Consider the following 26,908-nt stretch of genomic DNA (forward strand, 5'->3'; position numbering starts at 1 on the left):
ACGTAGGCAGGCGGACTCAGTCGCGGGCGATGGCGACGTAGCGGCCGACCAGCACCGCAGCCGCGCCGCCATCGGCCAACACGGTACGCGCCTCCATGCGCACGCTGGCGCGGCCCTTGCTGCGCAGTGCGCCGGGCAGGTCGATGGCGTCGGCACCTTCGCCGGCGGTATCCAGACGCACTTCCACCAGCAGGTCGTCGTACACCGGCTTGAGATAGCGCACGCGACTGTCTGCGATGTAGATGTCCGCTTCCTGACCGGCTTGTGCCAGGGTCAGGAAGGCCAGCCCCCAACCGGCGATGGTCATCAGCGAGCTCAGGCTGCCGCCGAACGCGCAGCCCTTGTCGTTGACGTTGGCGGCCAGCGGCGCGTGCATGCGCAGGCAACCGTCCTCCCAGTCGAGCACGCGGGGTTGCATCGCGGCGACCGGCGGCATCGCCATGTAGTGGGCCGCGAGCGCGGCGAGCAAGGCATCGGGGGACGACGAAGAAGGGATCTGCATCGCGCAAGCCTGACGCAAGCAACAGCACCATGCCAAGCTGTATTGATGACCCGACGCACCACCACCGCGATGGCATTGACCGGCTGGACCGTGGTTTCGCTGCGGCCGCAAGGGCAGCACGCGAGCCTGCGCGCTGCCGCCGCGCGCGTTGGCGCAGGCGTGCTCGCGCTGTCGCCGCTGGCGGTCGAAACCCGCATCGATACCGCCAGCCGCAAGGCGCTGCGCGAAACACTCGCCACCGACATCGTGCTGTTCACCAGCCCCAACGCGGTGCTGGCGGCATCGAGAGTGCGCGGCTTGCGCATCGCGCGTCGTCAAACGGTGCTGGCGGTCGGCGATGGCACCCGACGCGCACTGCAACGGCTCGGCATCGAGGCCATCGCACCCGCACGCATGGACAGCGAGGGCCTGCTGGCGGTGCCGGCACTGCGCGACATCGCTGGCCGCTCCATCGGCCTGGTCACCGCGCCGGGCGGACGCAATCGCATCGCGCCGACGTTGCAGGCGCGCGGTGCCGATCTGATACGCGCCGATATCTACGAACGCACGCCCATCACGATCACCGTGGCGCGCTGGCAAGCATTGGCCACTGTGCTGGCGAAGCCGCAGCATGTCGTGCTGGCACTGAGCAGCGCTGAAGCACTGGACGCGATGCTTCGCCAGCATCCCGCCGACCTCGCAAAACCGCTGCGAAGGATCGCGGTGACCGCGGCCAGCGAGCGTCTGGCCCAAGCTGCGCGCGACGCCGGTTTCCGACGCATCGTGTTGGCCGGCGATGCGCGGCCGGCCTCGCTGCTGCGCGCCGTCGTCGATGCCTTCGTTTAGCATCGCCGGGTGAGCATGCCGAAGCCTCCCGCGCCCATCGCCCCCGCGCGCCGTTCGCGCGCCGGCGCCTTGCTGCTGTCGGTATTGCTGATCCTTGTGATCGCCGCCGCAGCCGTCTTTGCCTGGCGGCACTGGCAGGCACTCGAGCAGCAACGGCAATCGCGTGCCGAACAACAGCGCACGGCACTGGATGCGCGCGTGGAAAGCCTTCGCCAGATACAACGCGCGCAGACGCAACGCCTGCAACAGGCCGAAGCCACCAACCGCGTGCTGCGCGACGAACTGCTCGGCATCGGCCAGCGTGCGGCCCTGCTCGAAGACAGCGTGTCGAAACTGGCCGATCCCGACCGCCACGGCGCGCAGGCGCTGCGCCTGGACGAGATCGAACTGTTGCTCGGCATCGGCCAGCAGCGCCTGCGCCTGGACGACGACATCGATGGCGCGCGACGCGCACTGGCACTGGCCGCGCCGCTGCTCGACGGCCTGGACGATCCGGGCTATCTCAACCTGCGCCAGACGCTGGCGCAGGAGCAGGCCGCGCTGCAGGCACTCGGCGCGGATCCGCGCATCCAGGCCAATGCGCTGCTGGAACGGATCGCCGACGGCATCGACGCCAGCACGCCGATTCAACCTGCGCCATCACTGCGCGCGCCGTGGTACCAGCGCCTGTTCGGCCGCTTCGTCCATCGTCAGCCGACCGCATCGGCCGGCCTGCAACAACGCCCCGATCGCGATGCCGCATTCGCCGCGCTGCAGATCGAATTCAGCCTGGCCCGCGCCGCGGTGGAACGCCGCGATACCACGGGTTTGCGCCATGCGCTGGCGCGCATCGATGGCTGGCTGCAGCGGTTGCTGGCGGGCTCGCCCGGCCTGCAGCAGAAGCGCCGGCTGCTGGCCGAACTGCAGGCGCTGCCGTTGCGCATGGAATCGCCGCTGGCCGGCACCACCCTGCAACAATTGCGCGCCTTGCGCGGCCAGTGACGCAGCGCGCTCACGCAACGCTTGCAGCAGGCCTGCGATGCTCGCATCGACCCTGATCCATCCGTATCGCAAGGAGGCACGATGACCCTGTTCCGCAGCGTGTTGTTCTGGCTGATCCTCGCCGTGCTGGGGGCGTTGCTCGCGCAGGTGCTGCTGCAGGATCCCGGCTACGTGCTGGTGCGCTTCCGCGGCACCGACTACAGCACCACCGTGGCGGTCGCGACGGGCTTGCTGTTCGCACTCATGCTGGGCCTGGCATTGTTGTGGACCTTGTTGCGGCTGCCGTTTCGCGCCTGGCGGCGACATCGCGCACGGCAGGCGCGGGCCAAGCTGACCGATGGATTCGCGGCCTATCGCCGTGGCGACTATGTCCGTGCCGAGCAACTGTTGGCGCAAGCCGCCGACAGCGGCGACGCCGAGGCCATCGCGCGCACCCAGGCGGCACGCGCGGCGCTGGCGCGTGGCGACGAAGCGGCGGCCAAGGCGCATCTGGATGCGTTCGGCGACCGGCATCCCGCAGCAAGCGCGATGGAGCGAGCGCGCCAGGAACTCTCGCTGGGTCGTTCGGCGGAGGCATTGCTTGCATTGGATTTGTCCGCCGCACAACCGTTGCCACCACGCGGGCTGCGCCTGCGCGCGGAAGCCCTGGCGGCCAGCGGACGCAGCATCGAAGCTTATGGCCTGCTCGGCGCGTTGCGCCAGCAGCAGGCCTTGCCGGCATCGACACTGGATGCGTTGCAAGCCGAATGGGCTGCGCAATCCCTGCAACAGGCCGGCGATGCCAATGCGCTCGCGGATCGCTGGGATGCGCTGCCCGAACCCCTGCGGACCAGTGCACCGGTGGTCAGCGCCTATGCCTCCCGCGCGGCGGCCATGAGCTGGGACGAAGCCGCGACCCGCAGCATCGAACACGCGCTGGATGCGCAGTGGGACGAATCGCTGATCGACCTGTATGGCCGACTTCCGGTGACACGTTTCGATCACCGCCGGGCGCAAGTCGAACGCTGGTTGCCTGCCCACCCCTCCAGCCCCGCGCTGCTGCTGGCAGCCGCACGCATCGCCCATGCGCAAGGACAGGGACCGCAGGCGGACACGTGGCTGCCCCGCGCGATCGCGCAGGGCGCGGGCGCACCCGCGTGGGAACTGCTGGGCGATGCTGCCGTGCAGGCCGGCGACGAATCGCGCGCGCGCCTGGCCTATGCGAATGCATTGCGCAGCCAGCGTGGCGAAGCGGCACTCGACCTGCCCGGCCGCGGCCTGCGCCAGCAGATCGCCGATACCGCGGCCATCGAGGAACGCGACGATCACGGTGTCCCGCGCCTGCGCGGCTGACGCACGTCGCCAGGGCCATGCGGCGATAATGACCGCATGACCACGATCCCCGACATCGACCTCGTCCGCGATTACCTCACCGGATTGCAGGATCGTATCTGCGCCGCCATCGAACGTGCTGACGGTTCCGCACGCTTCGTCGAGGACGCATGGCAACGCGATCCGGATGATGCATCCACCCATCTTCGCGGTGGTGGACGCACCCGCATCCTCCGCGGTGGCGCGGTGTTCGAGCAGGCCGGTATTGGGTTTTCCGATGTCTCGGGCACGAAATTGCCGCCTTCGGCCACGGCGGCACGTCCAGAACTTGAAGGCGCGTCTTGGCGCGCCGTCGGCGTGTCGCTGGTGTTCCACCCGCGCAATCCCTACCTGCCGACGACGCATGCCAACGTCCGCCACTTCCGTGCCGAGCGCGATGGCGAAACCGTGGCCTGGTGGTTCGGTGGCGGCTTCGACCTGACCCCGTTCTATCCGTTCGACGAGGACGTGCGCCACTGGCATCGCACCGCCCGCGACCTGTGCGAACCGTTCGGCGGCAGCGAGCGTTACGCCGCGCACAAGCGCTGGTGCGACGAGTACTTCGTCCTCAAGCATCGCAACGAAACGCGCGGCGTCGGTGGCCTGTTCTTCGACGACCTGCACGGCGATTTCGACAGCGACTTTGGCTACATGCAGGCAGTCGGCAATGGCTTCCTCCACGCGTACCTGCCGATCGTGGAGCGCCGCAAGGACATGTCGTTCGGCGAGCGCGAGCGCCAGTTCCAGCTGTACCGGCGCGGCCGCTACGTCGAGTTCAACCTGGTATTCGATCGCGGCACCCTGTTCGGCCTGCAGAGCGGCGGCCGCACCGAATCGATCCTGATGAGCCTGCCGCCACTGGTGCGCTGGGAATACGGCTACACGCCCGAAGCCGCCAGCGACGAAGCGCGCCTGGCCGACTACCTGCGGCCGCGCGACTGGCTGGGCGAATCCGCCTGATCCTTCTGCGCACGCGCCGGATCAGTCGTCGCGCTTCTTCACCACGCTGATGCTGCCGTTGGTCTCGAGCAACGCGAGTTCCACCTCCGACACATCCTCGACGCCGTTCATCCGCAGCGCTTCGCGGAAATCCTCGCGGCTGACCAGCTCGCGGCGCAGCACGTGATCGAATATCTTGCCGTTGCGCGCCAGTACCACCGGCACACCTTCGACGAATTTTTCCACCTTGCGATTGCGGGAGGTCACGAAGGCCACGCCGTAGTTCAACGCGATCAGCGTGGTCGCCATGATCGCCGCGCCGGTCAGGGAGTTGTCGCCGCCATTGATGCCGTTCTGCACCGCGTTGCCGATCAGGATCAGCAGCACCAGGTCGAACGGGGTGAACTGCCCGACTGCGCGCTTGCCGGACACCCGCACCAGCACCATCACCAGCACGTAGATCGCGCACGCCCGCAGGACGAAGTGCCACCACGGCGCGGACAGCTGGAACAGGTCTTCCATGGGCGCGCTTCCTCGTCCTGCCGGGTGCGCGGAGCATCCCACAGACGGGTGATGGCGCGGTCATGCCATCGAACCACGGGATCGGCTCATACTCGACCGCACGTGCCCCCTGACGGAGTGACCTCATGCAAGGCAACCGCTTGTTCGCCGTGGCGCTGGCATTGGCCGGCTGGCTCCTTCCGGGCATCGGCAACGCGGCGACGCCTCCGGCATCGGCACCCTCGCTCCAGGTCCAGACTGCAGGCGGTGCCGTACAAGGCACCCGCGAAGGCGACCTCCTGGTGTTCAAGGGCCTCCCCTATGCAGCGCCGCCGGTCGGCTCGCTGCGCTGGCAAGCGCCGCAACCCGCAATGCCCTGGCAGGGCATGCGCAAGGCCGAAGCGTTCGGCAAGGCCTGCATGCAGGCACCGGGGGCCGCGCTGGCAGCCGGTGCGGGCGATATCGGGCCGATGAGCGAAGACTGCCTCACCCTCAACATCTGGACGCCGGGAACCGGCAACGCACGGCGACCGGTGATGGTCTGGATCCACGGCGGCGCACTGGTGTTCGGGGCCGGCAGCCAGTCGCTCTACGACGGGCAGGCGTTGGCCGCGCGCGGCGCGGTGGTGGTCAGCCTGAATTATCGGCTGGGGCCACTCGGGTTCTTCGACCACCCGGCGCTCGCCGGCACCTCCGGCGGCCACGTCAACTTCGGCCTGCTCGACCAGATCGCCGCGCTCAAGTGGGTGCGCGAGAACATCGGCGCCTTCGGTGGCGATCCCGGCAACGTGACGGTGTTCGGCGAATCGGCCGGCGGCCAGAGCGTGCTCGCCCTGTTCGCCTCGCCGAAGGCGCGCGGCCTGTTCCAGCGCGGCATCGTGCAGAGCGCCTACGGGATCCCCAGCAGCAACCGTGCGAAGGCGCGCACGGTGTCGATCAAGGTCGCATCGTCGCTGGGCGTGCAAGGTGCCGATGCCACTGCGGCCCGGCTCCGCGCGGTCCCGGCACAGCGCTTCGCGACCGCCTTCAGCGGCGAGGACATGAGCCTGGCACCCGGCTTCGTCGTTGGCGACAACGTCCTGCCGCAGCCGATCCTGGAAACTTTCCAGCAAGGCCGCCAGGCCAGATTTCCGCTGATCATCGGCAGCAACAGCGACGAGGCCACGGTAGCGACCGCGTTCGGGCTGGATCCAGCGGCCGTGGTCGACCGTCTGGGCGCCGGCAAGGTCATGCTGAAGCCGCTCTACCCGGGCGTGAAAGACGCCTCGGAACTCGGCCGGCAGGCGATCCGCGACCTGGTGTTCACCGCATACGCCAAACGCATCGCCTACCTGCACTCACGGCGAGCACCGACCTGGCGTTACTACTTCAGCCACGTGCAGACCGGAATGCGTCCGCAGCCACCGGGCGTCGGCCATGGCGGCGAGATCGCCTTCGTGATGGGCACCGGCGACTCCTGCCGCTGCCTGGGCGCGCCGTTCTCGGCCGCGGATCGCGCCGTGTCGCGCAACGTCGGCGACTACTGGGTCGCGTTCGCCCGCAACGGCGTGCCCACGGCCGCAGGTGCACCCGCGTGGCCGAAGGATTCCGCCAGGCGCGCACAGGTGCTCGAATTCGCCGAGCCCCCCATTCCACGCCCCAACTTCATGCAAGCGCGGCTCAACGTCATGATCGGCGCGCTCAAGGGCATCGGCGGTTACCTGGGCAAGAGGGAATAGCCGCAAAGGCGACCTAATTTTGTCCCCGCGACTCTCCGCCGCGAAATCCCGGATGGAGAACAGCCCCCTTCCCGAAGGGGCGGGATCGGAAGCACATAGCGGGGCCCAAAGTTTGCGCAGCAAATCTTGGGTTTTTATTGGCGCAGCCAAATAAAAAGCCCCGCAGCCAGGGGGGACTGCGGGGCCGGTGGAAGGCAGGTTGGGGAGAACCTGCATTTCCGTGATCACACCAGGGGAGGGGTAGTGATCGGCAACAGGCATTGCACCTGTTACGCGACATATGACCACTCCGCACATGGATGGTTCGTGAAGATTCGAGTTAAAAAACTGTTGGGTTCAGGAATTATTCATTCCGATTCTCAGGAACCGCTACACCCCGCATTCCAGAGCGGTTTCCAGCGATTCCGTGAACACCCCAGCGGGCCTCAAAGCGCACAAGTCAGTGCGCTTCATCCCAGTTGTTGCCGACGCCGGTATCGACCACCAGGGGCACCCGCAGCTCGGCCGCGCCTGCCATCAGCGCAGGCACCTGTTCCAGCAGGGTGGGCAGGAAGGCGTCGTCGACCTCGAACACCAGTTCATCGTGCACCTGCAGGACCATCAGGGCGCGGTCGCGATATCCCGCAAGCCAGGCGTCCACGCGCACCATCGCGCGCTTGATGATGTCGGCGGCGGTGCCCTGCATCGGTGCGTTGATCGCGGCGCGCTCGGCACCGGCGCGCTGCGCCGCGTTGCGCGAGTGGATGTAGTCCAGCGCGAGCCTGCGCCCAAACACGGTTTCCACGTAACCGGCATCGCGCGCCTGCTGGCGGGTGCGGTCCATGAAGTCGCGCACGCCCGGATAGCGGCTGAAGTACAGGCCGATGTAGTCCTGCGCCTCGCCGCGGGCGATGCCGAGCTGCTTGGCCAGGCCGAACGCGCTCATCCCGTACATCAGCCCGAAGTTGATCGCCTTGGCCGCGCGCCGCTCGTTGCTGCTCACGTCCTCCAGCGGCTTGCCGAACACTTCCGCCGCGGTCGCGCGGTGGATGTCGGCGCCGCTTTCGAACGCGCGCACCAGCGCAGGATCGCCGGACAGGTGCGCCATGATCCGCAGTTCGATCTGCGAATAGTCGCAGGCCACGATCTTGCGCCCGGGCGGCGCAACGAAGGCGGTGCGGATGCGGCGGCCGTCCTCGCTGCGGATCGGGATGTTCTGCAGGTTCGGATCCGACGACGACAGCCGTCCGGTCGCCGCGCCGGCCTGGTGGTAGCTGGTGTGCACGCGGCCGGTCTCCGGGTTGACCATCTCCGGCAGCTTGTCGGTGTAGGTACTGCGCAGCTTCGCCAGGCCGCGGTACTCGAGGATGATGCGCGGCAGTTCGTGCTGGTCGGCGATCGCTTCCAGCGCTTCCTCGTTGGTCGAGGGCGCGCCGCTCGGGGTCTTCACCAACGCCGGCAATTTGAGTTCGTCGAACAGCAACGCGCCGAGCTGCTTCGGCGAATCCAGGTTGAAGCTGCGCCCGGCCAATTCGGTCGCCTGTTGCTGCGCCGTCAGCATGCGCCGCGACAGATCGGCGGATTGCCGGCGCAGTTCATCGGCATCGATCATCACGCCGTTGGCCTCGACCCGCGCCAGCACCGGCACCAGTGGCATTTCGATGTCGCGGTACACCGACAGCAGCGCCGGCTCTGCCTGCAGCTTCGGCAGCATCGCGCGATGCAGGCGCAGGGTGATATCGGCATCTTCCGCCGCGTAACGGGTGGCATCGTCCAGCGCGACCTGGGCAAACCCGATCTGCTTCGCGCCCTTGCCGGCCACGTCCTCGTACTTCACGGTCTGGTAGCCGAGGTGGCGCTGCGCCAGCGAATCCATGTCGTGTCGAGCAATGCCGGCGTTCAGCACGAAACTTTCCAGCATGGTGTCGTCGGTGTAGCCCTGCACCTCGACACCGTGGCGGCGCAGCACGTGCAGATCGTACTTGCCGTGCTGGCCGAGCTTGCGCTTCGACGGATCGACAAGGCATGGCCGCAATGCATCAAGCACCGCTTCGCGCGGCAATTGCGCGGCCACGCCCGGCGCCTCATGCGCGATCGGGATGTAGCAGGCTTGGCCGGATTCCACGCACAGGCTGATGCCGACAAGGTTGGCGCGCATCGAATCGAGTGAATCGGTTTCGGTGTCGAAGGCGAATTCATCGGCAGCGTGCAACTTCGCGATCCATGCATCGAGTTGCGCCATCTCCAGCACGCAATCGTATTCGCCGGGCGCGGACAGGGCGGGATCGAGTTCCGTTTGCGATGCCGGCGCACTGGGCGCAACAAAACCGTTGCCGCGCGCGATACCCGGCTCCTTCTCCGTCGCTGCCGATGAGGCATTCGACGACGCGCTCCCGTCGAGTTCCTTCAACGCCTGGTTGAAGCCGTAACGCGCGTACAACGTGCGCAGTGCTTCGACATCGCGCTCGCGCAGGTGCAGCTCGTGCGGGTCCTGGTCCAGCGCCACGTCGGTCTTGATGGTGGTGAGCGTGCGGTTGAGCGGCAGCCGCGGCAGCGCCTCACGCAGGGCCTCCCCGATCTTGCCGCCGATCTTGTCGGCATTGGCGATCACGCCGTCGAGCGTGTCGTACTCGGCCAGCCATTTCGCCGCGGTCTTGGGGCCACACTTCGGGATGCCGGGGATGTTGTCGATCGCATCTCCCATCAGCGCCAGGTAGTCGACGATCTGGTCGGCGCGCACGCCGAACTTGGCCATCACCGCTTCGTCGGAATCGAGCTTGCCGCCGCTCATCGTATTGACCAGCGCCACGTGCGGACGCACCAGTTGCGCCATGTCCTTGTCGCCGGTCGAAACGACGACGTCGATGCCGGCCTCCGCACCGCGGATCGCCAGGGTGCCGATCACGTCGTCGGCCTCCACGCCTTCCACGCGCAGCACGGGCAGGCCGAGTGCGGCGACGATCGCCATCATCGGCTCGATCTGCGACCGCAACTCATCCGGCATCGGTGCGCGGTTGGCCTTGTACTCCGCGTACAGGTCGTCGCGGAAGGTCTTGCCGGGCGCATCCATCACGAAGGCGATGTAGTCCGGCTTTTCCTTCAGGTGCCCGCGCAGCATGTTGACGATGCCGAACAGCGCGCCGGTCGGTTCGCCCGCCGCATTGCTCAACGGCGGCAGCGCGTGGAAGGCGCGATAGAGGTAGTTGTATCCGTCGATCAGTACGAGCTTGGCCATGCATCGATTCTACGCGGCGATGCGCTGGCACAATGACCGCATATCGCACGAGCAAACATGATGCAGCGCTGGTTCGAATCCCGCCTCGACCCCTTCCCCGACGCGCCACCGGCGCAGCCGCCAGCGACGCTGTACGCGTTTTGCCGCCACTACACCCGTGGTGCCGAGCGCTGGTTGATTCTGCTCACCGTCAGCACCGGCCTGATCGCGCTGGCGGAAGTGGCGCTGTATGCCTACGTGGGCGCGCTGGTCGACCGGATGAATGCGGTCGGCCCAAGTGCATTCATGGCGCAGGAGGGCCCGCGACTGGCGTGGATGGCGGCGCTGGTTCTGGTCGTGTTGCCAGCACTGGTGCTGCTGAATTCGCTGGTGCAGCACCAGACCCTGCTGGGCAACTTCCCGATGCGGATCCGCTGGAACGTGCATCGCTACCTGCTGCGGCAGTCGATGGGCTATTTCCAGGACGAGTTCGCCGGGCGTATCGCCACCAAGCTGATGCAGACCTCGCTGGCGGTGCGCGAGACCGTGGTCAAGCTGCTGGACATCGGCAACTACGTGCTGGTGTATTTCGGCGGCACGTTGATCGTCGCGGCCAGCGCGGATTGGCGACTGATGCTGCCGTTCGTGGGCTGGCTCGGGTGCTACGCGCTGCTGATGCGCTGGTTCGTGCCGCAGATGGGCAAGGTGTCGCAGCAGCAGGCCGATGCGCGCTCCGACATGACCGGGCGCATCGTCGACAGCTACACCAACATCGCCACGGTCAAGCTGTTTTCGCATTCGCAGCGCGAACAGGCCTACGCACGCGAGGCGATGGGCGGGTTCCTGCAAAGCGTCTACGCGCAGATGCGGCTGGCGACCAATGTCTATAGCCTGCTGTACGCACTGAACATGGCCCTGCTGTTCGCAGTCGCCGCGCTGGGCCTGTGGCTGTGGCTGCATGGCCACGTCAGCGTGGGCGCGGTGGCGGTGGCCTCCGCGCTTGCGCTGCGCCTGCTCGGCATGTCGCACTGGATCATGTGGGAGCTGTCCGCGCTGTTCGAGAACATCGGCACCGTGCACGACGGCATCAGCTCGATCTCGCTGCCTCCGACCGTCGACGATGCGCCCGGCGCACCGGCATTGCCGCGCGTGTCCGGCGAGATCCGTTTCGAGGACGTGGCCTTCCACTACGGCAAGGGCAGCGGCGTCATCGAACACCTGGGCCTGCACATCCGCGCCGGCGAGAAGATTGGCGTGGTCGGCCGCTCCGGTGCCGGCAAGTCGACGCTGGTGAACCTGTTGCTGCGCTTCCACGACGTCGAAGCCGGGCGCATTACCGTGGACGGCGTCGACGTGGCCAGCGTGCAGCAGGACTCGCTGCGTGCGCAGATTGGCGTCGTCACCCAGGACACCTCGCTGCTTCATCGAAGCGTGCGCGAGAACATCCTCTACGGCCGCCCGGATGCGACCGAAGAAGAAATGATCGAAGCCGCGCGCCAGGCGAACGCCGAGGGCTTCATCCATGAGCTTGTCGACGCGAAGGGCCGTCGCGGTTACGACGCCCAGGTCGGCGAACGCGGGGTCAAGCTGTCCGGCGGCCAGCGCCAGCGCGTCGCGATCGCCCGGGTGCTGCTGAAGAACGCGCCGATCCTGGTGCTGGACGAAGCGACCTCGGCGCTCGATTCGGAAGTGGAAGCGGTGATCCAGGAGAACCTGTACCGGCTGATGCAGGGCAAGACGGTGATCGCGATCGCCCATCGGCTGTCGACCATCGCCGCGATGGACCGACTGGTGGTGATGGATGCCGGCCACATCGTCGAGGAAGGCAGCCACGAACAACTGCTGGCGCGCGGCGGCCTGTACGCGCAGCTGTGGCAGCGGCAGTCGGGCGGTTTCCTTACCCTCGAACCGGCCGCGGACGAGGGCTGATGGTTCGCGTTTCACGGCGCGTCGCGGCCACCATCGCGCATACTTCGATCACCCCACGCAGGAGCCCGACATGCGCAAGACCTTGCTGATCCTGTTCGCACTTGTGGTGTCAGCCTGCAGCACGGTGCCGCCGGAAGAGATGCTGGCCAACGCCGAACCGGTCACCCGCAAGGAAGCCAACGGCGACACCGTGACCGAGTACCGCGTGGCCGGTGCGCTGAAGATGGTGAAAGTGGTGCCGTTCCGCGGGCCGACGTACTACATCCACGACCGCGACGGCGACGGCAAGCTCGACTGGAACGAAGGCGAGGCGCCGATGACCTACTACAAGCTCTACAGCTGGTAATCGTCGCGGCGGATCGCGCGTGCCGGGCCTGTTCCCGCTGGGCGAACTGCATGGCATGGCCCTGCTGCATGTCGCCGCGGTCGCGGTCGGCCTGCTGCTGTATGTCGCACTGACCCACTCCGGCCGGCAACGGCGCGCACCATCTGCCGCCATCGGCTGGGTGGTGTCGCTGGTCGCCTTCCCCTACCTTGCGCTGCCCGTCTACCTGCTGCTCGGCACGCGCAAGCTCGCCCATCCATGCGAGGCCATCGCAAACGAGGCGGTCGCCGATGAGGGGCGGTGGCTGCAGGCGCTGGGCCATGGACTGGGCCTGCCGCCTGCACGGCATTGCCATCGCATTGACCTGCATGCCGATGGTGAAGGGGCATTGCAGGCGTTGCTGGTATTGCTCGATGGCGCGTCCTCACGCATCGACATCGAGATCTTCATCCTGCGCGATGACGCGGTGGGCAAGCAGGTCGCCGCGGCGTTGCAACGCGCGACGGTCCGTGGCGTGCGCGTACGGGTGTTGCTGGACGGCGTCGGCACCTTGGCCGGGCATCGCGCCAGCGCCGCGCTGTTGCGCGATGCCGGTGCCGAGCTGCGCTGGTTCGCACCAATGCGGCTGCGCCTGCATCCGCAGTTCGGGCGCGGCAACCTGCGCAACCATCGCAAGCTGGTGCTCGTCGACGGCCACGCAATGTGGACCGGCGGCCGCAACCTGGCCGAAGAATATTTCCTCGATGGTGCGACATCGATGGCCTGGCGCGACCTGAGCGTGGTGGTCGAAGGCGGCATCGTCGCGGATGCGCAGACGGTGTTCGAGCGCGACTGGGCATCGACGTTTTCGGGCACCTCAAAGACACCGTCGCCTGTTCCCGCAGCGCCCGATGCAGGCGCTCGCGCGCAGTTGCTGCCCAGTGGCCCCGACCGCCGCGACGACACGGCGTATTCGCTGTTCCTCAACGCGATCCACCGCGCCGACGCGCGGGTGCTGCTGGCGACGCCGTACTTCGTGCCGGATGCGCAGTTGCAGACGGCATTGCTGCTGGCCTGCCGGCGCGGCGTCGACGTGCAACTGCTGATGCCGGCGCGTTCCAACCACCGCATGGCCGACATCGCCCGTGAGCGCAGCCTGCGCGAACTGGCGGCGGCTGGCGCGCGCATCCATCTGCTGCCGGGGATGCTGCATGCGAAGGCGATCATCGTCGACGATGCGCTGGCGAGCTGCGGTTCGATCAACTTCGACGGACGCAGCCTGTTCCTCAACTACGAGCTCAACCTGCTGTTCCACGATGCCGGGCAGGTCGCCGACTTGGCCGCTTGGTTCACGGCGCAGCGCGCGCAGGCCGCCGGCTATGTGGCGCGTGCGCCAGGCTGGTGGCGCGACATCGGCGAAGGCTTGGTGCGCGCGGTGGGCTTCCAGTTGTAGCGGCCCACGCCAATGGCGCTCCGGCGTTACTGCTTCAGCGAATCGAGGTGTGCCCGCAGTCCGTCGGTGGCGATGGGCGCAACGTCGCGCGTCGACAGGCAGGCAAGATCGGGCTTGGCCGCCGGGTTGCGCAGGAACGCATGGGCGATGCCACGCGTGCAGTCGTCCTGGCCCATGCCGGCGTGCGAGGCACCACGCACCTGCACCAGGGTGCTGTTGCGCAGGTGGCGACTGGCCAGGACGGCATCGTCGTAGGGCGTGGCGGGATCGAATTCGCCGCCGTACAGCAGGCTGGGCACGTCGCTGTGCACCGGCGTGAAGAACGCCGGCGGCGCGCGTTCGGATTGCCAGGCCGCGCACTCGCGGGCATTTGCTTCGGCTATCGCATCTGTTCCTGCCAGCTCGGGATAGCGTTGCATCGCCGCGCGGACCGCGGGCGTGGTGTCGCCGACGCCGATCTCGAAACAGTTGATCGTCTGCGCCAGGCCAAAGCTGTAGTCGCCAAAGCTGTCGGTGCCGCCGTACAGCGCAACGATGCGGCGGATCATCGCTTCGTCGCCGTTGGCGGCGTGCTCGATCGCCAACGGCACCCAACGCACCAAGCTGGATTGCACCAGCATCGTCCAGATCGAGGACAGCAACCGACCGCCATTGATGCGCCCGCCATCGTCCTGCACCAGCGGCGCGGCATCTAGTCGTTTCCTCGCCACCTGCAAGCGACCCAGCATGTCGGGGAAGCGCGCATGGCAGGCGGCTTCGCGATCACAGCTGCGCTGCAGGGCCTGGAAGGCGAGCGCGGTGCTGGTGATCTGCTCCGCGCCATGCGGCGAGTTCGGCGGATATGGCGAATCGAGGATCGCCGCACGCACGCTGCCCGGATGTCGCCGCAGGTATACCAGACCAACCAGTGTGCCGTAGGAGATGCCGTAGAGGTTCCATTGCCGCACACCGAGCGCGCGACGCAGGTCCTCGGCATCCTCCACCGTCGCGCTGCTGCTGTAGGCGGCGAAGTCGAAGCCCTCCGCCAGCATTCTTGGTCGGCAGTCCGCATAGGCGGCGATCGTGCGCTGCATCGCTTCGCGGGGCGCGAGCGCCTGTGCGTTCACGGTCTCCAGCGTGCGCTTCAACTCCGGGCAGAACGCAGGTTGCGAGCGGCCGGTGCCGCGCTGGTCGAGGAACACCAGGTCGCGGGTCTTGCGCAGCGCTGGCCAGGTCTTGCTCTGCGGGAAGTACGGGAAGAAATAATCGACCGTGGCATAGCCGGGGCCGCCGTTGAGATACAGCAGGGGCGCGTCATCGCTTTCCGGAACATCGGCGCGGGCAATCGCGATCCACAGCTTGAGCGTGCGGTTGTCAGCCTTGCCGCGCGATTCGCGCACGTGCAACCAGCCGCAATCGATGCGCTGCTGCGAAGCCCAATCGGCGGCGACATCGAGGAACGCGCACGGCGCGGGCTCGAAACGTGGCGTGGTCGCGCGCACGGGGTCGGCCGCGGCGGCGACGGTGCCTGCAAACAGGCAACAACATGCAAGCAGGGCTTCGCGAAACCGCATCCTCATTCCCGTCGGCGGAATGCCGGCATCGAACACTTGCGCCAACGCCAAGGCATGCGCTGCGCGGCCAACAGGCTTGCGCTACGCCGGTTGCAGGTTCGCGTAAGCCAGCACCAGCCACTTGCTGCCCACGTCGTCGAAGTTCACCTGGATGCGCGCATGCGTACCGCTGCCTTCGACATCGGTGACGAAGCCGGTGCCGAAGGTCGGGTGGCGCACGTTGGCACCGAGCCGCACCGCCGGCACTTCGATCGCCGCATGGCCTCGGTCGCGCGGCGCGAAGCGGTTGGCCTGGTTGCCGTAGCCACCGCGCGCCGCGTACGCATTCGCCTGCGGCTTCGGGCGGATCTCGCGCAGCAGCGACTTGGGGATCTCGCGCAGGAAGCGCGAGGGCAGGCCGTACATGTCGCTGCCGTGGATGCGCCGGGTCTCCGCGTGGCTGAGCACCAGTTGCTGGCGCGCACGGGTGATGCCGACGTAGGCCAGCCGCCGCTCTTCCGCCATGCGCCCCGCTTCCTCGGCCGAGCGCGCATTCGGGAACAACCCCTCCTCCAGCCCCGCAAGGAACACCAGCGGGAATTCCAGGCCCTTGGCGCTGTGCAGGGTCATCAGCTGCACGCCATCGGCACCGGCTTCGGTCTGGCCTTCGCCGGCTTCGAGTGCGGCGTAGCTGAGGAAGGCGACCAGTTCGGTCAGGCCAGCGGCTTCGTCGTCGTCGCGGCGGGTGAAGCGCGACGCCACCGAGACCAGTTCGTCCAGGTTCTCGATCCGCGATTCGGAATCCAGCCCGCCGCGGCCTTCCTTCGCCCAGTGCTCGCGCAGGCCTGAGCGTGCCAGCACGTGGTCGATCTTCTCCGGCAACGGCATGTCGGCGGTTTCCGTCGCCAGCAGGTCGATCAACTGGGAGAAACCGGCCAGCGCGTTGCGCGCACGGCCCGCCAATGTCGATTGTTCGCACAGACGGCGCGACGCCCGCCACAGCGATTCGCGATGCTCGCGGGCGGTGCGCCGTACTTCGTCGAGGGTGCGCTCGCCGATGCCGCGGGTCGGCGTGTTGACCGCGCGCTCGAACGCCGCGTCGTCGTCGCGATTGGCGACCAGTCGCAGGTAGGCCAACGCGTCCTTGATTTCGGCGCGTTCGAAGAAGCGCATGCCGCCATACACGCGGTACGGCACCTGCGCGGCCAACAGCGCTTCTTCGAAGGCACGCGACTGCGCATTGCTGCGGTAGAGGATCGCGGCCTCGCCGTGGGCACCGCCATCGCGCACCCATTGCGAGATGCGCTCCACCACGTAGCGCGCCTCGTCGATCTCGTTCCAGGCGGCGTACAGGTCGATCTGCTCGCCCTCGCCGGCATCGGTCCACAACTGCTTGCCGAGGCGATCCTCGTTGTGTGCGATCACCGCGTTGGCGGCATTGAGGATGTTGGCGCTGGAACGGTAATTCTGTTCCAGCTTGAGCGTGACGGCACCCGGGTAGTCGCGCAGGAAGCGCTGCACGTTCTCGACCTTGGCGCCGCGCCATCCGTAGATCGCCTGGTCGTCGTCGCCGACCACGAAGACTTGTCCGGTCTCGCCGGCAAGCAAGCGCACGAAGCCGTACTGGATCGCATTGGTGTCCTGGAATTCGTCGACCAGCAGCTGGCCGAACCGGTGCCGGTAATGCGCCAGCAACGCCGGCGTGTCACGCAGCACTTCATGCGCGCGCAGCAGCAGCTCGGCGAAATCGACCAGGCCCGCGCGTTCGCAACGCGCCTGGTATTCGGTGTAGGCGCTGAGCATCGCCGAGGCCCATTCGTCCCCTTCCGGCTGGATGTGCTGCGGCCGGCGGCCCTCGTCCTTCTGCGCGTTGATCCACCACGCGATCTGCCGCGGCGGGAAGCGCGCCTCGTCCAGTTCCAGCGACTGCACCACGCGTTTGACCAGGCGTTGCTGGTCGTCGCTGTCCAGCACCTGGAAACTTTCCGGCAACTTCGCGTCCTGCCAGTGCAGGCGCAGCAGGCGGTGGGCGATACCGTGGAAAGTGCCGACCCACATGCCGCGCGGCTCGCCACCCAGCTGCGCGGCGATGCGCGCGCGCATCTCGCCGGCCGCCTTGTTGGTGAAGGTGACCGCGAGGATGCCGTGCATCGGCACGCCATACACCTCGTGCAGCCAGGCGATGCGATGGGTGAGCACGCGGGTCTTGCCGGAGCCGGCACCGGCGAGGACGAGGTAATGACCGGGCGCAGCGGAAACGGCCTCGCGCTGGGCCGGGTTCAGCCCGTCGAGGAGGTGGGAAACATCCATCCGGCAAGTTTACGCGGACGCGGCTGGCCCACCCAGCGAAAGCCGCGCGAGGATCTCGCTGAATGGCGCAGGACGCGCGAGCAGGTAGCCCTGCACCTCGTCGCAACCATTGGCCCGCAGCCATTGCAGCTGCGCGTCGGTCTCGACTCCCTCGCCCACCGTTTGCAGCTGGAGTGCATGCGCCATACCGATGATCGAGTGGCAGATCGAGGCGGCCTCACGGTCGTCGGGCAAGTCCTCGACGAACGATCGGTCGATCTTGAGGCGATCGATCGGTAGCCGCCGCAGATAGGCCAGGCTCGAGTAGCCGGTGCCGAAATCGTCGACGGCCAGGCAGACGCCCAGGGCGGCGATGTGCTGCATGGCCTCGATCGCACGTTCCGGGTTTTCCAGGATCACGCTTTCGGTGATCTCGAGCTCGAGGACGCCAGGCGGCAGCTGGTACTGGCGCACGATCGCGGCGACGTCGTCCTCGAACGCGTAGCCGAATTGCAGCGCGGACACGTTGACCGCGATCCTGACATTCGGGAAGCCGGCAGCGGCGAGATGGGCGTGGTGGCGTGCGGCCTGGTGCAGGACGCTGCGACCGAGCTCGATGATCAATCCGCTTTCCTCGCAAACACCGATGAATTCGGACGGGGGCAGCAGGCCGCGTTCCGGGTGGCGCCAACGCACCAGCCCCTCCAGCGCGACCGGCCGGCCTTGCGTATCGAACAGCGGCTGGAACATCAGTTCGAATTCGTCCCGTTCCAGGGCATCGCGCAATTGCGCGACCAGTTGCATGCGCTGGGAGACCTGCGCGTCGAAGCCGGGGTCGTAAGCGATCGCGCGGTTGCGGCCCTGTCGCTTGGCTTGGTACATCGCCATGTCGGCATGCTTCAGCAGCGAGTCGGCATCGGACCCGCCATCCGGGTAACGGCACCAGCCGATGCTCGGGGTGATGGTGTGGGACATGCCGGCGATCTCCATCGGCACGGACAGTGCCTTGGAAATCCTGGCAATGACCTGGTTCACGCCGGCCTGGTCGGTCTGCTCGGTCAACACGACCACGAATTCGTCGCCGCCGAAGCGTCCGACCGTGTCGGTGTCCCGCACCAGCGTGCGCAGCCTTGCGGCGACGATGCGCAGCGCCTCATCGCCGGCCGCGTGGTCCAGGTTGTCGTTGATCAGTTTGAAGTCGTCCAGGTCGATGAACAGCACGCAAGCATGGCGACCGTAGCGGTCGGCGTTGCGGATCGCCTGCTGCAGCCGGTCCATGATCAGCTGGCGATTGGGCAGCCCGGTGAGCTGGTCGTGGGTCGCGCGATGCGCCAGTTCCTGCTCGTAATGATGGCGGTGCGACACGTCGGTCAGGATGCCCACGAAGTGGGAGACGCTGCCGTCCTCGGCGTGCACCGGCGCCACGTGCAATTCGTTCCAGAACAGCGAGCCATCCTTGCGGTAGTTGCGCAACACGACGCGCGACTCGCGCCGCTCGGCGATCGCGAGTCGCAGTGTCTGCAGGGCGGCCTGATCCTGGTCGCTTCCCTGCAGGAAGCGGCAGTTGCGACCCATCACCTCGGCTGCCGCATAGCCCGTCATGTGCTCGAACGCCGGATTGGCATAGACCAGCGGCTGGTCCGGGTGTCGCACGTCGGCAATCAGGATGCCGTTGTCGGTCGATTCGACCGCGCGCCGCAGCAGGCGCAGATCGGCTTCATCCAGACGCTTCTGGGTGACATCGATCATCCCGCCGACCGCGCGGTAGGCGCGTCCATCCACGTCGCGCAGCAGGAAGCCGCGATCGACGACGTCGGCGTACGTCCCGTCCTTGCGCCGCAGGCGGTACTCGCACTCCCAGCCGTCCTCGTCGGACGCGATCGCCTCGCTCACGGCCGTTTGCACGACCAGGCGATCCTCGGGGTGCAGCAGGCCGGACCAGCCGGTCATCGATCCGACGATTTCGCCCGGCGCATAACCGAACAGCGGGTAGACGTTGTCGCTGCGCCAGGTCTCGTCGCGGGCGATGTCCCAGTCCCACACCGCGTCGCTGGTCGCGCGCGCCACCAGCTGGAAGCGCTCCTCGCTGCGCTGGCGCTCGCTCACGTCGGTGGACACGCTGACCATGTGGGTGATGGTGCCGGCCTCGTCCAGCACCGGCGCCATGTAGAAGTCGTTCCAGAACTCGCCACCGTCCTTGCGCCGCATCCGCACCAGGGTACGCAGCTCGGCGTGCCCCGCGATGGCCCGCCGGATCTGCCTGATCTTGTCCACGTCGCGCGGGTCGAAATCGAGCAACCGGCTGTCCTTGCCGAGGACTTCGTCGGCGCGATAACCGGTCATCGCCAGGAACCCCTGGTTCACGTAGACCGCCGGAATCCCGGGCGCACGCACGTCCGCGATGAGGACGCCGCTTTCGGTCGCCTCCACCGCCCGCCGCAGCAGCCGCAGGTCCGCGTCCTGCTTCCGTTTCTCGGTGACGTCGAGCACGCTGCCGACCATGCGCACCACCATGCCGTCCTCGCGCACGAAGAACCCGCGATCGACGACGAGGGCATAGGTGCCGTCACCGCGGCGCAGCCGGTATTCCATCTCCAGTTGATCGAGCCGGGGATTCTTGAGCGCGCCGTACAGGCTGGAACGTATCTGCGGGCGATCGTCTGGATGGATCATGTCCTCCCAGGCACCCACCGTTGGCGCGACCTCCTCGCGTGTGTAACCGAACACCGCATACATGGTGTCGCTCCACCACAGGGTGCCCGCAGGGATGTCGAGGTCGTAGATCGCGTCGCTGGTGGCACGCGCGACCAGTTGGAAGCGCTGCTCGCTGGCTTCGCGTTCGGTCACGTCCTGCGCGGCCACAAGACGCGCGGGGCGCTCGTCGAACAGGATGTCGTGCGTGTAGACCGCAGCCCGCAGGCGCGTCCCGTCCTTGCGCATATGCGTCCATACCCGTCCCTGCGGTCGATCGACGGATTGCAGGCGGGCCGCGGCCTCGACCGCATCCCGGTCTTGAGGCGGGCGGATGTCGAGCATGCTGCGACCCAGGATTTCCCCGCGTGTGTATCCGTAATGCCGCGCCATCGCGTCATTCACTGCAAGGAATGCCAGCGACTGGCGATCGAACACCCACATCGGTACCGGGTTGTGCTCGAACAGGAAGCGGTACTGCTCTTCGGTCTCCACCAGCCGATTCCGGGCCAGTGCCAGCTCGGTGACGTCCTGCTGGATGCTGCGGATGATGGTGCCGCCGCCGGGCGCGATCTCCCGCGATCCGATGCAGCGAAGGGTGCGGACTTCGCCATCCGGCCGGACGATCCTGAACTCCGTCTCGCAACGCTCGCCTGTTTCGGCCAGGTTGCTGGCGAAGGTGCGCAGGGCGTCGCGGTCATCGTGGTGGATGAGCCCGAAGACGTTGTCGGCATCGGGTTCATAGGTGGCCGGGTCAAGGCCGTAGATCGAGTACATGGTGTCGGACCAGCGGATGCGACCGCTGCCGACGTCCCACTCCCAGTCGCCGAGCCTGGCGATCTCCTGCGCCAGGCGCAGCCGCTCACGGTCGATGACCTGCGGGGTGATGTCCTGCTGGACCCCGACCAGGGTGCGGGCACCTTCGGGGTCATCCGCCTCGACCTTGCCCAAGACCCAGCGCACCGAACCATCGTCGCGAACCACCCGATATTCGACGGACAAACCAACGAGTTCACGCGGATCCGCCGATCGCGCCCGCTCCATCCAGCGCGCGACGAGTCCCACGTCGTCCGGATGCATGCGGCGCATGACCTCTTCGAGCGGAACCACGACAGTATCCACGGGAAAGCCGTAGATGCGCGCCGATTCACCGCCCCATTCGATCGTCGGCGAGTCCACGCGCCACCGCCAGGTGCCCAGTACCGCCAATTCCTGCGCTTGCTCGAGCCGCTGCAGCAGGCGAGCCTGCTCGCGTGCGCCGCGGGCGAATGCGCCAACCAGCCACGACACGGTGAGAACGCCCACGATCACCAGCAGTAGCGACCGCTCCCTGCCATCGAACAGCGCCAGTGCGACCACCAACAACGACAACCCGATCGCCAGCAGCAGTCGTTTGACCCATCTGGCTTGCCGGGATGATTCAGGGTTGTTGCCTGGTGCCATCCCTCGCACCGCGGTCATCGCTCCTTTCCTCGTGTCAGGGTCGCTCGCGGCCTATCGCCATGGGGTCACGCGTGGGTCAGTGCGCGTGCGCCTCGCGCTTGCTGCTGCTGCCGGTCATCACTTTGTCCGTCCATGCGATACCTAACGCGGACAGGATGAAGATGGTGTGGATGATGGTCTGCCACATCACACCGGTGGAGGTGACCTTGCTGCAGGTCACGCCGACATAGTTCGCGGCCAGCGCTTCCCTGGCCGCTGCGAACGCCTCCGAGGTGCCGCACAGGGGCACGCCGTCCAAGGTGCCGGCCTCGATGAAGGTCTTGAGCAGGTGGATCGACGAGATGCCGATGATCGCCATCGCCAGCTTGACCTTGAGCACGCTGGCGTTGACGTGGCTCAGCCATTCCGGCTGGTCGGGATGACGGTCCAGGCGCATGCGCGAGACGAAGGTCTCGTAACCGCCCACAATCACCATCATCAGCAGGTTGCTGATCATCACCACGTCGATCAAGCCCAGCACCAGCAGCATGATCTCCTGCTCGGTGAGGGTGGCCGCATCGGACACCAAGTGGGTCAGTTCCTTCAGGAACAGGAACACGTACACCCCCTGCGCGACGATCAGGCCCAGGTACAACGGCAGTTGCAGCCAGCGCGAAGAGAAGATCAGCGCAGCCAGCGGATTGAGGCGGGCATTCGGGTCGGGCATCGGGTGGGCATCGCGCGTCGGGATGCTGCATTGCAACGACTGTTCGACGCCCCGTCAACCTTTGATTGCCGGGCTCGCTTCGATCGACGCCCGCATTTGACAGCGTTGTCAGACGGCCTGTAAAAGCCATGCACGCCTGCACAATCGGCGACGGGGAGCGCGGGGGCGAGATCGCCTGCCACGCCGCAACGACAACCACACACGGCGGAATCACATGGCCCATCAGCAAACGCGTTGGTCGCAGTTCCTTGTCCTGATCACGGTGTTCTTTTTCTGGGGTTTCGTGGCCGCCAGCAACGACATCCTGATCCCGGTGTTCAAGAAGGCATTTGATCTTTCGCAGATGCAGAGCATGTTCGTCGCGTTTGCCTTCTACGTGGCCTACACGGTCGGCTCGCTGATCTACTTCTTCACCTCCAAGGCCATCGGTGCCGACGTGCTCAACCGCATCGGCTACAAGAACGGCATCTGCCTGGGCCTGCTGATCTCGGCGATGGGCTCGCTGCTGTTCTACCCGGCGGCGAACAGCGGTTCGTTCGGGCTGATGCTGTCGGGCCTGTTCATCGTCGGCCTGGGCTTCTCGCTGCAGCAGATCGCGGCCAATCCGCTGGCGATCGTGATGGGCAACCCGGCCACCGGTGCGCAGCGCCTGACCATGGCCGGCGGCGTCAACAACTTCGGCACCACCATCGGCCCGCTGCTGGTCAGCTTCGCGATCTTCGGCAGCGTCGCCGCCGGCGGCACCGAGGCCAGCATCGAGAGCGTCAAGATCCCGTACCTCGTGCTCGGCGCGGCCTTCGTGCTGGTGGCGGTGTTCCTGAAGTTCTCCTCGGTGCCCAACCACATCGACCTCGACGGCGTTGCCGCCGGCGAAGCCGCGGACGCCAGCAAGCTGGTCCACAAGTCGTCCGCGTTCGCATACCCGCAGCTGGTGCTGGGCATGATCGCGATCTTCGTCTACGTCGGCGTGGAAGTCTCGACCATCGCCAACCTGCCGGCCTACCTGGAACTTCCGGTGTCCGAAGGCGGGCTGGGCATCGAGACCGCGCTGATCGCGCCGTTCGTGTCGCTGTACTGGGCCAGCCTGATGATCGGCCGCTGGGCCGGCACGGCCGGTGCGTTCGACGTCGGCAAGAGCACCAGGTGGATGCTGACCATCCTGCTGCCCTACCTGGCGTTCGGGGTGTTCCTGGCGGTCAACGCCTTCGCCAGCCACGAAATCTCGCACTTCTTCATGTACGCCTTCGTCATCGTGCTGATGATCGCGGCGACCTTCGCCAGCCGCGGCAACCCGGCGCGCATGCTGCTGCTGTTTGCACTGTGCGGCACCATCGCCTTGCTGATCGGCATGTTCACCACCGGCATGACCAGCGTGGTCGCCTTCGTCAGCGTGGGCCTGTTCTGCAGCACGATGTGGCCGTGCATCTTCACCCTGGCGATCAGCGGACTGGGCAGGAACACCAACCAGGGCAGCAGCCTGCTGATCATGATGATCCTGGGCGGTGGCGTGGTCAGCCTGGCGCAGGGCGCACTCGCCGACGCCATCGGCATCCACTACAGCTTCGTGATCGGCGTGCTGTGCTTCGCCTACCTGGCTTTCTATGCGATCGCCGCAACGCGCGCACTGCAGAAGCAGGGCATCGACCTGGACCAGCTCGCTGCATCCGGCGGCCACTGAGCCTTCCCGCCTTGCGACAAACGAAAACCCCGGCGCGACCCGCCGGGGTTTTTCGTGGGCGACAGCCTGTCCAGCGACCTCGGCAATGCCCTCAGACGATGCGTCCGCTGTCCGCCACCGCATCGTTGCGCCGCGCATGGAACAGGCTGAGCAAGGGCGAGGCCATCAGCGTCGTCACCAGGGTCATCCCGAACAGCAGGGTGAACAGTTCCGGGCCGATCAGGCCGGCGTCCAGCCCGATCTTGATCACCACCAGTTCCATCAGGCCGCGTGCATTCATCAGCGAGCCGACGGTCAGGCTGTCGCGCCAGCTGTAGCCGCCCAGGCGCGCACCGATGGCGCATCCGGCAAGCTTGCCGACGATCGCCGCCAGCAGGACCAGTGCGAACGCACCGATGCCCGCACCGGCGAATACCGCCGGCGTGGCGTTCTGCCCCGCCAGCGCGAACAGCACCGGCATCAGCAGCACAATCGCCACCGGTTCGATGCGCCGCGCCAGTGCGTGCAGGAGGCGGTCGTTCCTTGGCAGCGCAACGCCGAACAGGAAGGCACCGAAGATCGCATGCAGGCCAATCCACTCGGCGAATCCCGCGCAGGCCAGCACGCCGATCATGATCCACGCGAACGCCGGTGCCGGCAGCTCATCGCTGTCCTCCCTGGACATAAGCAGGCGCGCGAACAGCGGCTTCAGCAGGACGAACACCACTGCAACCATCAGCGCGCCGCCGCCGACCGCGAGCAATGCGCCACCCTCCTGGCGGCCGACCATCGCCAGCACCATCGCCAGCAAGATCCACGCGCAAGCATCGTTGATCACCGCCGCGCCCAGCGCGAGCCGTCCCGGCGCAGTCTGGGCGAGACCCTGATCCTTGAGGATGCGGGCCAGCACCGGGACGGCCGTGACCGACATCGTGATCGCCAGGAACAATGCGAACGGCCAGAAACCGACGCCGGCAGGCGCGAATTCCGGATACAGGAACGGCGCGATCGAAAGGCCCAGCGCCATCGGGACGACCATGCCCAGCGAGCCCACCAGGCCGGCCGAGCGCAGCTGCGCGCGGGTGCCTTCCGGCGCGCGCAGTTCAGCGCCGACGATGAACATGAAGAGCGAGACGCCCAGCGTCGCCAGCCCGGACAGCACCGGCAATGTCGATGTTTCGAAGACTGTCGCGTGCAATTCCGGCAGCCATGCGCCGAACGCGATCGGCCCAAGCAGCAGGCCCGCGACCATCTCGCCGATCACCGGCGGCTGGCCGAAACGCAGGAGCACGGCGCCGCACAGACGCGCGGCAACCAGGATCACGACCAGCTGCAGCAGGACCTGCAGGGTGGGGTTCATCGAGGCGGCTGGCCCGGCATCGGGGGAACGGGGGCAGGACAGTACTGGCGCAGGTAGTCCATGTGCGCCGGCAATCCCTCGACGTTACGCAGGGTATGGGTGCGGATGTCGCCCAGGAAGCGCTCCAGTTCCGCCTTGCTCATCGCATCGGCGGTCGGGTGGTGGCGATGCGGCGTCACTCCCTGCCCCATCATCACCTGGATCCACGAGTTCTCCGCGAACAACTCGCCGGGCACGTGGAACACGTTGCCGGTGTCGCGGAACAGGTCGATCCGGTGCTGCAGCGATGCCGGCAGCGGCATGTTCGCCATGTACTCCCAGTACGGCGTGTCCCGGCGGTTGCTCAGCGCGTAATGCAGCACCACGAAGTCGCGCACGTGTTGCAGTTCCGCATCCAGCTGCGCGTTGTATTGCTCGATGCCGCTACGGGTGATCACCTGCGGGAAGTTCTGCAGCAGATGGGTGATGCCGCGCTGGATCAAATGGATGGTGGTCGATTCCAGCGGCTCGATGAAACTGCCGGCCAGGCCCAGCGCCACGCAGTTCTTTTCCCAGCAACGCTCGCGCCGGCCCGGCCGGAAACGCACCGGCCACGGCTGTTTGATGATCTCGCCCTCGATGGTGGCGAGGAAATGTTCGCGCGCTTCATCGTCTGTGGTGTAGCGGCTGGAATAGACGATGCCGTTGCCGACCCTGTGCTGCAGCGGGATGCGCCATTGCCAGCCCGCCGTCCAGGCGATCGCGCGGGTGTACGGCACCGCATCGCGCACGGCGGTGGTCTGGGCGGCCAGCGCGCTGTCGTTGACCAGCCAGTGGGACCAGTCCTCGAAGCCCACGCCCAATGCCTTGCCGATCAGCAGCGCGCGGAAGCCGGTGCAGTCGATGAAGAAGTCGCCTTCGATGAGCGCACCATCCTCCATCTTCAGCGCGTTGATGCATCCGGACTGCGCATCGGTCAGCACGTCGACGATCTTGCCTTCCACGCGCCGCGCGCCGTGTTGCTCGCTGAAGGTGCGCAGGAACCTGGCGTACAGGCTGGCATCCATGTGGTACGCATAGTTGATGCCACCCCGCGGCAGATGCGCGAAGCGGTCGACCAGTGCCGCCTTCAACTCGAAGCAGTAGTCCTCGTAGCCGCTGGCGATGCCTTCCTTGCGTCCGCGCAACCAGAAATGCTGGAAGCCGGCGGTCTTTTGATCCTTGCCGCTGGTGCCGAAGGAATGGATGTAGCGATGACCGATGTCCAGCCAGTTCTCGAACGAGATACCCAGCTTGATGGTGCCCTGCACCGCGGCCATGAACTCCTGCTCGTTGATGTCGAGCATCTGGTGGAAGCTCAGCAGCGTGGGGATGGTGGCCTCACCCACGCCGACGGTGCCGATTTCCTCCGACTCCACTAGGGTGATGTCCAGCACCTTGCCGAGCAATTTCGACACCGCCGCCGCCGCCATCCATCCGGCCGTGCCGCCACCGGCGATGACCACGCGCTTGATCTCGCGGCCCTGGATTTCGCTTGTTCGATCGTTCACGACGGA

18 protein-coding genes are annotated in these 26,908 nt (G+C 66.9%); 9 read left to right on the plus strand and 9 right to left on the minus strand.

The features are described from left to right. Positions 1–16: 16 nt before the first annotated feature. Positions 17–502: a YiiD C-terminal domain-containing protein gene (locus tag H9L16_RS04325; protein WP_187553340.1), complete on the minus strand. Its 486-nt coding sequence runs from the start codon at positions 500–502 to the stop codon at positions 17–19. A gap of 45 nt (positions 503–547) precedes the next feature. Here H9L16_RS04325 and H9L16_RS04330 point away from each other — a divergent pair, with 45 nt between their 5' ends. From H9L16_RS04330 to hemF, 4 genes are all read left to right on the plus strand, one after another. Continuing rightward, the gene (locus H9L16_RS04330) at positions 548–1,327 is read left to right on the plus strand and encodes a uroporphyrinogen-III synthase (RefSeq protein ID WP_187553341.1); all 780 of its coding nucleotides are present in this window, start codon (positions 548–550) and stop codon (positions 1,325–1,327) included. A 15-nt stretch (positions 1,328–1,342) separates the two neighbouring features. Beyond that, positions 1,343–2,308, plus strand: a complete 966-nt coding sequence (locus H9L16_RS04335; RefSeq protein ID WP_187554045.1) for a uroporphyrinogen-III C-methyltransferase — start codon at positions 1,343–1,345, stop codon at positions 2,306–2,308. An 81-nt stretch (positions 2,309–2,389) separates the two neighbouring features. Next, positions 2,390–3,640 carry a heme biosynthesis protein HemY gene (locus H9L16_RS04340; RefSeq protein ID WP_187553342.1) on the plus strand — a complete coding sequence of 417 codons (1,251 nt, stop codon included), beginning with the start codon at positions 2,390–2,392 and terminating at the stop codon, positions 3,638–3,640. A gap of 36 nt (positions 3,641–3,676) precedes the next feature. After that, positions 3,677–4,618, plus strand: a complete 942-nt coding sequence (hemF, locus tag H9L16_RS04345) for an oxygen-dependent coproporphyrinogen oxidase (protein ID WP_425507231.1) — start codon at positions 3,677–3,679, stop codon at positions 4,616–4,618. 21 nt (positions 4,619–4,639) lie between these two features. On the opposite strand, the gene H9L16_RS04350 is transcribed toward hemF, so the two are convergent. After that, complete coding sequence (locus H9L16_RS04350) at positions 4,640–5,119, minus strand: DUF421 domain-containing protein (protein ID WP_187553343.1); 480 nt, start codon at positions 5,117–5,119, stop codon at positions 4,640–4,642. A 125-nt stretch (positions 5,120–5,244) separates the two neighbouring features. Here H9L16_RS04350 and H9L16_RS04355 point away from each other — a divergent pair, with 125 nt between their 5' ends. Then, the gene (locus H9L16_RS04355) at positions 5,245–6,816 is read left to right on the plus strand and encodes a carboxylesterase/lipase family protein (RefSeq protein WP_187553344.1); all 1,572 of its coding nucleotides are present in this window, start codon (positions 5,245–5,247) and stop codon (positions 6,814–6,816) included. A 439-nt stretch (positions 6,817–7,255) separates the two neighbouring features. Here H9L16_RS04355 and polA read toward each other — a convergent pair whose 3' ends face one another. After that, complete coding sequence (gene polA / locus H9L16_RS04360) at positions 7,256–10,030, minus strand: DNA polymerase I (RefSeq protein WP_187553345.1); 2,775 nt, start codon at positions 10,028–10,030, stop codon at positions 7,256–7,258. A 57-nt stretch (positions 10,031–10,087) separates the two neighbouring features. Between polA and H9L16_RS04365 the strand changes: the two genes are divergently transcribed. The 3 genes from H9L16_RS04365 (at position 10,088) to H9L16_RS04375 (ending at position 13,695) form a co-directional block, all read left to right on the plus strand. Then, complete coding sequence (locus H9L16_RS04365) at positions 10,088–11,938, plus strand: ABC transporter ATP-binding protein (RefSeq protein WP_308427040.1); 1,851 nt, start codon at positions 10,088–10,090, stop codon at positions 11,936–11,938. A gap of 70 nt (positions 11,939–12,008) precedes the next feature. Further along, positions 12,009–12,284, plus strand: coding sequence for a DUF2782 domain-containing protein (locus H9L16_RS04370; RefSeq protein ID WP_187553347.1), 276 nt, complete (start codon positions 12,009–12,011; stop codon positions 12,282–12,284). Between the two features lie 19 nt (positions 12,285–12,303). Further along, positions 12,304–13,695 (plus strand): phospholipase D-like domain-containing protein, encoded by a 1,392-nt coding sequence (locus tag H9L16_RS04375; RefSeq protein WP_223158172.1) that lies wholly within the window; start codon positions 12,304–12,306, stop codon positions 13,693–13,695. A gap of 26 nt (positions 13,696–13,721) precedes the next feature. On the opposite strand, the gene H9L16_RS04380 is transcribed toward H9L16_RS04375, so the two are convergent. From H9L16_RS04380 to H9L16_RS04395, 4 genes are all read right to left on the minus strand, one after another. Continuing rightward, on the minus strand, positions 13,722–15,248 hold the full coding sequence (locus H9L16_RS04380) for an alpha/beta fold hydrolase (protein ID WP_187553348.1): 1,527 nt from the start codon (positions 15,246–15,248) through the stop codon (positions 13,722–13,724). An 81-nt stretch (positions 15,249–15,329) separates the two neighbouring features. Continuing rightward, positions 15,330–17,537 carry a DNA helicase II gene (gene uvrD / locus H9L16_RS04385; RefSeq protein WP_187553349.1) on the minus strand — a complete coding sequence of 736 codons (2,208 nt, stop codon included), beginning with the start codon at positions 17,535–17,537 and terminating at the stop codon, positions 15,330–15,332. A 9-nt stretch (positions 17,538–17,546) separates the two neighbouring features. After that, positions 17,547–21,668 carry a sensor domain-containing protein gene (locus H9L16_RS04390; protein WP_187553350.1) on the minus strand — a complete coding sequence of 1,374 codons (4,122 nt, stop codon included), beginning with the start codon at positions 21,666–21,668 and terminating at the stop codon, positions 17,547–17,549. Positions 21,669–21,726: 58 nt separating this feature from the next. Next, entirely contained in the window at positions 21,727–22,356 is a 630-nt protein-coding gene (locus H9L16_RS04395; RefSeq protein WP_187553351.1) for a TIGR00645 family protein, read from the minus strand. A 214-nt stretch (positions 22,357–22,570) separates the two neighbouring features. On the opposite strand from H9L16_RS04395, the gene H9L16_RS04400 reads away from it, so the two are divergent. Further along, a complete protein-coding gene (locus H9L16_RS04400; protein ID WP_187553352.1) occupies positions 22,571–24,034 on the plus strand; it encodes an MFS transporter in 1,464 nt (487 codons plus the stop codon). A 91-nt stretch (positions 24,035–24,125) separates the two neighbouring features. On the opposite strand, the gene H9L16_RS04405 is transcribed toward H9L16_RS04400, so the two are convergent. Next, entirely contained in the window at positions 24,126–25,373 is a 1,248-nt protein-coding gene (locus tag H9L16_RS04405; protein WP_187553353.1) for a cation:proton antiporter, read from the minus strand. After that, positions 25,370–26,902, minus strand: coding sequence for a tryptophan halogenase family protein (locus H9L16_RS04410; protein ID WP_229796542.1), 1,533 nt, complete (start codon positions 26,900–26,902; stop codon positions 25,370–25,372). The genes H9L16_RS04405 and H9L16_RS04410 overlap by 4 nt, the downstream gene beginning before the upstream one ends. Positions 26,903–26,908 lie beyond the last annotated feature (6 nt).

Origin of the sequence: Thermomonas carbonis, assembly GCF_014396975.1 — a bacterium.
In the GTDB taxonomy this organism is placed as follows: Bacteria; Pseudomonadota; Gammaproteobacteria; order Xanthomonadales; family Xanthomonadaceae; genus Thermomonas; species Thermomonas carbonis.

What these genes read in the sequence shown, in the direction of transcription:
- H9L16_RS04325 (WP_187553340.1), bottom strand. Translation starts at nt 502, where the DNA reads ATGCAGATCCCTTCTTCGTCGTCCCCCGATGCCTTGCTCGCCGCGCTC.
- H9L16_RS04330 (WP_187553341.1), top strand. Translation starts at nt 548, where the DNA reads ATGACCCGACGCACCACCACCGCGATGGCATTGACCGGCTGGACCGTG.
- H9L16_RS04335 (WP_187554045.1), top strand. Translation starts at nt 1,343, where the DNA reads ATGCCGAAGCCTCCCGCGCCCATCGCCCCCGCGCGCCGTTCGCGCGCC.
- H9L16_RS04340 (WP_187553342.1), top strand. Translation starts at nt 2,390, where the DNA reads ATGACCCTGTTCCGCAGCGTGTTGTTCTGGCTGATCCTCGCCGTGCTG.
- hemF (WP_425507231.1), top strand. Translation starts at nt 3,677, where the DNA reads ATGACCACGATCCCCGACATCGACCTCGTCCGCGATTACCTCACCGGA.
- H9L16_RS04350 (WP_187553343.1), bottom strand. Translation starts at nt 5,119, where the DNA reads ATGGAAGACCTGTTCCAGCTGTCCGCGCCGTGGTGGCACTTCGTCCTG.
- H9L16_RS04355 (WP_187553344.1), top strand. Translation starts at nt 5,245, where the DNA reads ATGCAAGGCAACCGCTTGTTCGCCGTGGCGCTGGCATTGGCCGGCTGG.
- polA (WP_187553345.1), bottom strand. Translation starts at nt 10,030, where the DNA reads ATGGCCAAGCTCGTACTGATCGACGGATACAACTACCTCTATCGCGCC.
- H9L16_RS04365 (WP_308427040.1), top strand. Translation starts at nt 10,088, where the DNA reads ATGATGCAGCGCTGGTTCGAATCCCGCCTCGACCCCTTCCCCGACGCG.
- H9L16_RS04370 (WP_187553347.1), top strand. Translation starts at nt 12,009, where the DNA reads ATGCGCAAGACCTTGCTGATCCTGTTCGCACTTGTGGTGTCAGCCTGC.
- H9L16_RS04380 (WP_187553348.1), bottom strand. Translation starts at nt 15,248, where the DNA reads ATGCGGTTTCGCGAAGCCCTGCTTGCATGTTGTTGCCTGTTTGCAGGC.
- uvrD (WP_187553349.1), bottom strand. Translation starts at nt 17,537, where the DNA reads ATGGATGTTTCCCACCTCCTCGACGGGCTGAACCCGGCCCAGCGCGAG.
- H9L16_RS04390 (WP_187553350.1), bottom strand. Translation starts at nt 21,668, where the DNA reads ATGACCGCGGTGCGAGGGATGGCACCAGGCAACAACCCTGAATCATCC.
- H9L16_RS04395 (WP_187553351.1), bottom strand. Translation starts at nt 22,356, where the DNA reads ATGCCCGACCCGAATGCCCGCCTCAATCCGCTGGCTGCGCTGATCTTC.
- H9L16_RS04400 (WP_187553352.1), top strand. Translation starts at nt 22,571, where the DNA reads ATGGCCCATCAGCAAACGCGTTGGTCGCAGTTCCTTGTCCTGATCACG.
- H9L16_RS04405 (WP_187553353.1), bottom strand. Translation starts at nt 25,373, where the DNA reads ATGAACCCCACCCTGCAGGTCCTGCTGCAGCTGGTCGTGATCCTGGTT.